The organism is Bacteroidota bacterium, from assembly GCA_016213405.1.
GTDB lineage: Bacteria > Bacteroidota > Bacteroidia > Palsa-948 > Palsa-948 > Palsa-948.
This window is the reverse complement of sequence record JACRAM010000013.1, coordinates 1-7,609: the sequence shown is the minus strand read 5'-3', so window position 1 is coordinate 7,609 and position 7,609 is coordinate 1. Positions and strand designations below refer to the sequence as shown.

The following is a 7,609-nucleotide window of genomic DNA, read 5'->3' as shown; positions in this document are numbered from 1 at the left end:
GATTTTTTATCCAACGGGGTAAATTGGTTTGTTTTCTGTTTCTGTCCAGCTCCGATGGTCACGAAGGACTCCTTCGGAGAGTCCCTTCGGGACAAGATTGCCCTCACTCACAGACCTGCACGAGGAGGGCTTTCTTGTTTTATCCCGTTGGATAACATCCTGCGGGATTTATCGGCTCACCACCAACTTTCCGGAAATCAATTTTGCGTTATCAGAAACCAAACTGTAAGAATAAATTCCGGCAGGTAAATCAAGGTTCATGAAATTAATTCCCGCAATAACATCCGATGCGCTCACCACACTGCCGAGCATATTGTAAACCACCAGCGAAATTGTTTTTGCCTGTTTCACATTTGAAACGCTCATGGTAAACAGTTCGTTAGAAACAACAGGCATGGGATAGATGCTCACGTTTGCAGAGGCAGCAGGCATTTCATTCACTCCAAAACCGGTTTGAGTGATTCCATAAAACCGCTGGGTAAAAGTATTTGAAGGAATAGCTTTATTCTTCCATTTCATAATTGCAACAGCGCTATCCGGAGCTACTTCATTTTCAGGATGAAAGTGGAAAGTGAAATTCACCGTGTCCATTGGCAGAAAGGTATAGTTTACAGTATCTGTTGCCGGCAGGTAGCATTGGTCCATACAAAAAGCGCTATACCAGTTGGGAGCGTCAGCCATTACATCCTGGTCGCGTGTAACCTGTAAGTTAATGGCGTTTGCTGTATTGTTTATCAGCGTGGCGGAGCAGATTATCTCAACACCTATGGCGCCATATTTCATTGTATCGAGTGGGGAGTAAGAATATGTTTGAGAAAATGATTCCCCTCCCGGCAGCACAAGAAAAAGAGCAGCTAAAGAGTATAGTTTTTTCATAGGTGAATATATTGGTTTTCGATAGTAGGTTAAGAGGTAAAGACGGATAAAGGTAGGCAAAAGAAACAAACCTGCAAAATCACTTTTCACTCAGCAGCGAAAGCACAAATTCATCTGTTTCTTTTGTGAATTTTTCATATTCACTTCCTGTGGCAGGTCCGGAATAACCTGTGTGGATTTTTCTGACATTTCCTTTTTTATCTATGAAGATGGTGGTGGGGAACGACATCACATGATTCAGCATGGGCAATGCCTTGTCAGCATCCTTGGGTTGAAATCCTGTAATCAGAAAATCATAATCGGAATTATATTTCTTTTTCAAACGCCCCACATTTGATTTTGCTTTTTCAAAGCTTGTGGTGAGCGCAGCCGAACCATCGAACGCCTTCTCAAACGCCAGCGCAATAACTTCCAATCCCTGCGAAGAATATTTTTTATGAAGTTCAGAAAGGAACATGGTTTCATCCATGCAGTTCGGGCACCACGATCCCATGATTTGAAGAATCACCGCTTTGTTTTTATATTTCTCATCCGAAAGCGAAACTTTTTTATTCTCAATGCTCGGAAAAGTAAAATCAACTTTTGAAAATCCCTGTTTCATAAAAGTAAGCGAGTCGGCATTTCTCAATTTGAATTCAGCATCCTTCCACGCTATCCACGTTTCGCGGTGATGGATGCCTGAATAAAAATCTCCGTAAATGGTATCGTCTATTGTTTCAGCATGAAAAACAAACGCGTGCGAACCGTCAAAACAATAGAGCAGCATGTATTTTCCGAATACGCATCCTTCCAGGTATCGGTAATCGCCTGTTTCCGTCAGAAAAGTTCCCTCAGCACGATGCGATGATGTTTTAAAAATTCCCACAGCATAAGAGCTGTCGGGGTAATAAGGGCTGAATTTACATTTCCATTTTCCTTCGTAAGGATAATTTTTGTCAAACTGCGGACATCCGTAAACATCCGAATCGCCAAATGTTGCTGCGAAAGGAATTATATTTTTTTCTTTTCGCGAATGATTGATCCAGTTGCCTGTCATTGCGGAGTCTTTGAAGAGTTTGCATCTGAACTCAGAATCAAACACCGGCATTCGGATGAAAACAGAATCTTTATCAAATAAAATTTCGTTCACAACAATTTTTTCTTCCGCATTATGAATAGTGATTTGAGCAGAATCATTTTGAAAAGAGAAATCAAACCGGAACGGAAGAACCAATCCTGTTGAATCATTCAATGTTAAAACGCCTTTCCATCCGCCTTCTTTAAGCGGTGAAGGTTTTTTTTCATTGCCGCAGGAGAGAATCAGGATGCAGGAGCCAAGAAGGAGAAGGGAGAAATATTTTTTCATCGTATTAAAATAATCTGAAGATATCGTTGCCCAGCGCATACACCATCAGGGAAATCAAGAGGAACATTCCAACATACTGCGCGTATTCCAGAAACTTATCGCTTGGTTTTCTGCGTGTGATAACTTCATAAAGCAAAAACATGACGTGACCTCCGTCCAGCGCGGGAATCGGAAGTATGTTCATGAACGCCAGCACCACGGAAAGAATGGCTGTCAGATTCCAGAAAGCTTCCCAGTCCCACTGAGAAGGGAATAAATCTCCTATGGAAATAAAGCTTCCAACTCCTTTATAAGCGCCCGTTTTGAAGTTGAAAATAAGTTTGAACTGGCGGATGTAATCTTTCAGCTTTTCCACCGCTTTGTGAATTCCCGCTGGGAAAGATTGAAAGAACCCATATTGAGTTACACTGAATTCATACGTGCCTGATTTGAGCAACGATTCAAAGTCCATCAAGGCAGTGACGACTCCGATTTTTCCAGCGCTGTCAACATTCACAGAAACATCCATTGTTTCATTTCCTCGCTTCACTTTCAGTTTTACCGATTGATTTTTGAATTTGCTCACGCGGTCTTTGAACTCGTCAAAATATTTCAGCGCGCTGTCATTGAGGGCGATGATCTGGTCTTTCTTTTTCAATCCTGCTTTTTCAGCAGGAGAATCAGGAGCAAAACCTCCTATGAAAAATGGAATCCGCGCATAAAGAAACGGTGCGCGCTTATCCACCAGCCGCTCAACAAAATTTTTCGGAATGATAAGCGTGGTATCTTTTCCGTTTCGGTTTATCTGAACATTGGTTGCATAAAGCATTTCGTGGATCACATTCTGAAAATTTTCCACCTGCTGTCCGTCCACTGAAATAATCTTATCTCCGTTTTTAAATCCCACCTCTTCCGCCAGCGAATCAATGCACCATACACCGTCTTTCATGTTGGCAGTAGGCAAATATTTTTCTCCGAATACGAAAAGCAACATTGCGTAAATACACATGGCAAGAATTAAATTCATCGTAACGCCACCTACCATCACAATCAATCGCTGCCAGGCGGGTTTGCTTCTGAATTCCCAATCTTGTGGTGGTTGTTTCATCTGTTCCTTGTCCATACTCTCGTCAATCATTCCTGAAATTTTTACATATCCTCCAAGCGGAATCCATCCGATGCCGTATTCAGTGCCGCCTTTTTTTATTTTGAAAAGAGAAAACCAGGGATCGAAGAAGAGATAGAATTTTTCTACGCGCATCTTAAACCATTTCGCAGGAAGAAAATGTCCGAGTTCGTGCAGAACGACCAGAATCGAAAGCGAAAGAATTAACTGCGAGGCTTTAATGAGTACTTCCATGAAAAGGAATTTTGAGTCCCGAAAGTACTCAAGTTTTCTGATTTGTTACATTTGCAATTTATATTCAAAATGAAAAGAGCAGCATGAAAAATGTATTGGTAACAGGCGTAGCCGGCATGATTGGTTCCCACCTTCTTGATGAATTGCTTGCGAAAGATTATAAAGTTATCGGCATAGATAATTTTGCTTACGGCAAAGAAGAAAATATTTCTCATAACCTGAAGAATCCCAATTTCAAATTTGCAAAAGTTGACATTACTGATTTTGAAGCGCTGAAAAAATTAGGAAAAGAAGTTGATTCCATTCTCCACCTCGCTGCTGTAAAAAAGATTGGCGAAAAGGACATCAGTATGCCTACGCTGATGGTGAACGCCAAAGGAACTGAAAATGTTTTTGAAGTGGCGAAAGTCTTTGGGAAAAAAGTTTTGTTCGCCTCTACCTCAGATGTGTATGGCATGTCTCCAGACCTTCCGTTGCGTGAGGATGGCGATTTGCTCCTCGGTCCCAGCATGATTAAAAGGTGGAGTTATGCGGTTTCAAAATTATACGGAGAGCAATTGGCTTTTGCTTATTACAACGATCACAAAGTTCCTGTAACGGTATTAAGATATTTTGGTGCGTTCAGCCCACGCTCAAGTTTTGCCTGGAGCGGTGGTCATGTGCCGATTTTTATCCGCGCCATTATGAATGATGAAGAAGTGATTGTTCACGGAGATGGCTCTCAAACGCGCTCTATGGGATTTGTAACTGATTTGGTGAACGGAACCATTCTCGCGCTCGAAAACAAAAATGCCATAGGAGAAATCATCAACATCGGCAATGATGAAGAGCTTTCTGTTATTGATACCGCGAAACTGATACACCGGATTGCCAACACGGGGAAAGAGCTGAAAATAAAATTTGTACCGATGAGCGAAGTGTTTGGAAAATACAAGGACATTATGCGCAGGATTCCTGATTTGTCAAAGGCGAAAAAATTAATCGGCTACCAGCCGAAGGTAAAGCTCGAAGATGCAGTTAAAATAACCATCAAAGAAATTCTTAAAAACAAATCATGATGGTTTATTTTCTGATTCCAATTTTCAACGAAGAGAAAAATATTCCCGGGCTTTTTGAAGATATTGGAAAAACAGAAAATACCGCGGAAAGATTTTTTGTTTTCTCTGATGACGGTTCTTCTGATAATTCGAACCAGGTAATAAAAAATCATTTTGAACATGCGAATCACATTATTCTTGGCGATGGAAAAAATTACGGACCCGGTCATGCGTTCAACTCCGGCTTTGATTGGATTTTGAAAAATTCTAAATCTTCTGAAGATGTTATAGTGACCATGGAAGCAGACCGCACCTCTGACATCGGCATTCTGAAAAACATGCTGGCTATAAATAAACTCGGCTATGATTTGGTGCTTGCTTCGGTTTATGCGCAGGGCGGAGGATTTTCTCAAACTACTTTTTTCAGAAAAATGATTTCCTTCATCGCCAATATGTTCTTCCGTTCCTTCTTCGGTATAAAAATTCTAACGCTCAGTTCTTTTTACAGAGTTTATACAATTTCCATTCTGAAAAAAATACAGGAGAAATATAAAGGACAGATTATTGCTGAGCGAGGATTCATCTGCATGCTGGAAATTTTAGTGAAAGCAATCAGCTGTGAAGCAAAAATCATTGAAGTGCCGATGGTGCTTCATTCTACCAAGCGAATCGGAAAATCCAAGATGAAAATTTTCAAGACCAGCATGGCATACCTGAAGTTCATGATGAGTTTTGAAAAGAAAGGATAGGAATTTATTTCCCAATTAATACTTCGGCTGTTTTTCTTGCCTCCTTATCTGAATTCACATAATCATCATACGAAGGTTTGTAAATGAAGGATGCTTTCGCAAGAGTATTCGCAATCACATCTGAAATTTTCAGAAAAGAAATTTTATCGGAGAGAAAAGCATTCACAGCAACTTCATTCGCTGCATTCAATATACAAGGAGCGTTGCCGCCTTTTTTCATCGCTTCGAAGGCAATAGGCAGGCAGCGGAAAGTTTTTGTATCAGGTTGTTCAAAAGTGAGAGAAGAATAATTTGCGAAATCAAACCGTTCGAAAGTTGAAGGCAGACGATTCGGAAAAGAAAGCGCATATTGAATCGGAAGTTTCATATCGGGCAAGCCCATCTGCGCTTTCATGCTTCCGTCTTTGAATTGCACGATAGAATGAATAATACTTTGCGGATGAATGATGATTTCAATCTGTTCTGCTTTAAGATTGAACAACCACTTTGCTTCAATCACTTCCAGTCCTTTGTTCATCAGCGTGGCAGAATCGATGGTAATCTTTGCACCCATTTCCCAGTTGGGGTGTTTGAGTGCCTGCTCTTTGGTAACGGAAGAAAGAAACGTAGCATCTTTTCCTCTGAACGGACCGCCCGAAGCAGTGAGATAAATTTTTTCTATCGGGCTGTTAGATTCCCCCTTGTAAAGGGGGGCAGGGGGGATTTGCCATTCTCCCACCATGCACTGAAAAATTGCCGAGTGCTCGGAATCAACAGGATAAATATTCACCCCGTTTTCTTTTGCCAATGCGGTGACTAATTCGCCAGCTACAACAAGCGTTTCTTTATTCGCCAGCGCGATATTTTTTTTTGCTTTGATGGCGGAAATAACAGAAGCAAGTCCCGCATAGCCAACAATTCCAGCAAGAACCATGTCAATGCTTTCCATCTGTACAATCTGCTCAATGGATTTATTTCCCGCGAAAATTTTTATCTCGTGTTTGCTAAGAGCGGTTTTTACTTTTTCATATTTACTTTCATCAGCAATTACCACGCAGTTTGGTTTGAACTCAATTGCCTGCTGAATCAGTAAGTCGGCATTGCGATTCGCGGTAAGAACTTCCACCGCAAAACTTTCAGGATGTGATTTAATCACTTTCAGTGCCTGAGTGCCGATGGAGCCGGTGGAGCCGAGGATTGCTATATGTTTTTTGTTTTCCATTTAAAATACCATGTATTCCTGCGGGTCAATCGGAGTTCCGTTATACCAGAGTTCAAAATGTAAATGCGGTCCGCTGGTTTGTTCGCCCGAGTTTCCGATAACCGCAATCGCTTCGCCCGATTTCACATACTGTCCTGCTTTTTTCAGAAGCACAGAGCAATGTTTGTATGCCGACACCAGATTATTGGAATGCTGTATCTCTATCGTATAGCCCGTTTCAGAAGTCCAGCCAGCAAAAAGCACTGTGCCGTCAAGGGCGGCTTTGATGGGCTCGTTCTCTTTTGCCGCAATGTCAACTCCGTAATGCTCCTGCGATGAATTGAACGAAGCAGTAACCATGCCTTTCACAGGAGTGAAAAAGAAAAAACTGCTGATACTTCCTTTTCCTGTTTTGCTTTCTGAAAAAGCCAGCGAGTATTTATCCTGCGATTCCACCTGCGCGCGGAAAGCAGAATCTTCTTTGGAGGGTTTGATGTCAATATTTTTAAGAACATTATTCTCATTATTATTTTTCTTGGAAACCGTATCACCAGTAATATTTCCGCTGATAATATTTTTAATGTTATCCATCGCTGCTGCGCGAAGTGAAAGTTCGTATTGGAGCGAATCCGCCTTCAGCGCAAGATTGATGAGTTCTTTCCGCGTGTTCACTTCAGAGCCATAGCCGGGCATGTATTCGCGCAAAGGTGTGAACGCGACCAGACTCACCGTGAGCGTTATCATAATAATAGAAATCAATCCAACCAAAACAAAAATATTCAGCGGAGTAAGTTTCAGCGAAAACTGTTCTTCAAAAGAGTCATCATTCATCACTACAAGGCGGTACCTGTTGCGGATTTTTGTCCAGAAATTTGGTTTTTTCTTGTCTTCCATGAGGATTAGCAAAGATAGTAGGTTGCGGTGGATGGACGAATTTGCTTTATATATAATAGACATTATTCAGATTAAGATGTTATATCCACGATTTTCAACACAGAGTTCACAGAGTTTAATGAGTTTCACAGAGCAGAACTCTCTGTGTAACTCTGTCTGCTCAGTGTTCTCTGTGTTAAAGATTTTTTT

The 7,609-nt window shown here is 41.2% G+C and carries 7 protein-coding genes; 2 read left to right on the top strand and 5 right to left on the bottom strand.

Going from position 1 to position 7,609, the window contains the following annotated elements:
- Positions 1-168: 168 nt before the first annotated feature.
- The 3 genes from HY841_01880 to rseP all read right to left on the bottom strand — a co-directional run bounded on the left by HY841_01880 (position 169) and on the right by rseP (position 3,560).
- A complete protein-coding gene (locus tag HY841_01880) occupies positions 169-876 on the bottom strand; it encodes a T9SS type A sorting domain-containing protein (GenBank protein ID MBI4929482.1) in 708 nt (235 codons plus the stop codon).
- A 79-nt stretch (positions 877-955) separates the two neighbouring features.
- A complete protein-coding gene (locus HY841_01875; GenBank protein ID MBI4929481.1) occupies positions 956-2,221 on the bottom strand; it encodes a TlpA family protein disulfide reductase in 1,266 nt (421 codons plus the stop codon).
- Positions 2,222-2,225: 4 nt separating this feature from the next.
- Positions 2,226-3,560: an RIP metalloprotease RseP gene (gene rseP, locus HY841_01870; GenBank protein ID MBI4929480.1), complete on the bottom strand. Its 1,335-nt coding sequence runs from the start codon at positions 3,558-3,560 to the stop codon at positions 2,226-2,228.
- Positions 3,561-3,643: 83 nt separating this feature from the next.
- Between rseP and HY841_01865 the strand changes: the two genes are divergently transcribed.
- Together HY841_01865 and HY841_01860 are read left to right on the top strand one after the other, a co-directional pair.
- A complete protein-coding gene (locus HY841_01865) occupies positions 3,644-4,618 on the top strand; it encodes a GDP-mannose 4,6-dehydratase (protein ID MBI4929479.1) in 975 nt (324 codons plus the stop codon).
- Positions 4,615-5,346 (top strand): glycosyltransferase, encoded by a 732-nt coding sequence (locus HY841_01860; GenBank protein ID MBI4929478.1) that lies wholly within the window; start codon positions 4,615-4,617, stop codon positions 5,344-5,346. Before HY841_01865 ends, HY841_01860 begins: the two co-directional genes overlap by 4 nt.
- 4 nt (positions 5,347-5,350) lie before the next feature.
- Here HY841_01860 and HY841_01855 read toward each other — a convergent pair whose 3' ends face one another.
- Both HY841_01855 and HY841_01850 read right to left on the bottom strand, forming a co-directional pair.
- Positions 5,351-6,547 (bottom strand): 1-deoxy-D-xylulose-5-phosphate reductoisomerase, encoded by a 1,197-nt coding sequence (locus HY841_01855; GenBank protein ID MBI4929477.1) that lies wholly within the window; start codon positions 6,545-6,547, stop codon positions 5,351-5,353.
- Positions 6,548-7,420, bottom strand: coding sequence for a M23 family metallopeptidase (locus HY841_01850; GenBank protein MBI4929476.1), 873 nt, complete (start codon positions 7,418-7,420; stop codon positions 6,548-6,550).
- Positions 7,421-7,609 lie beyond the last annotated feature (189 nt).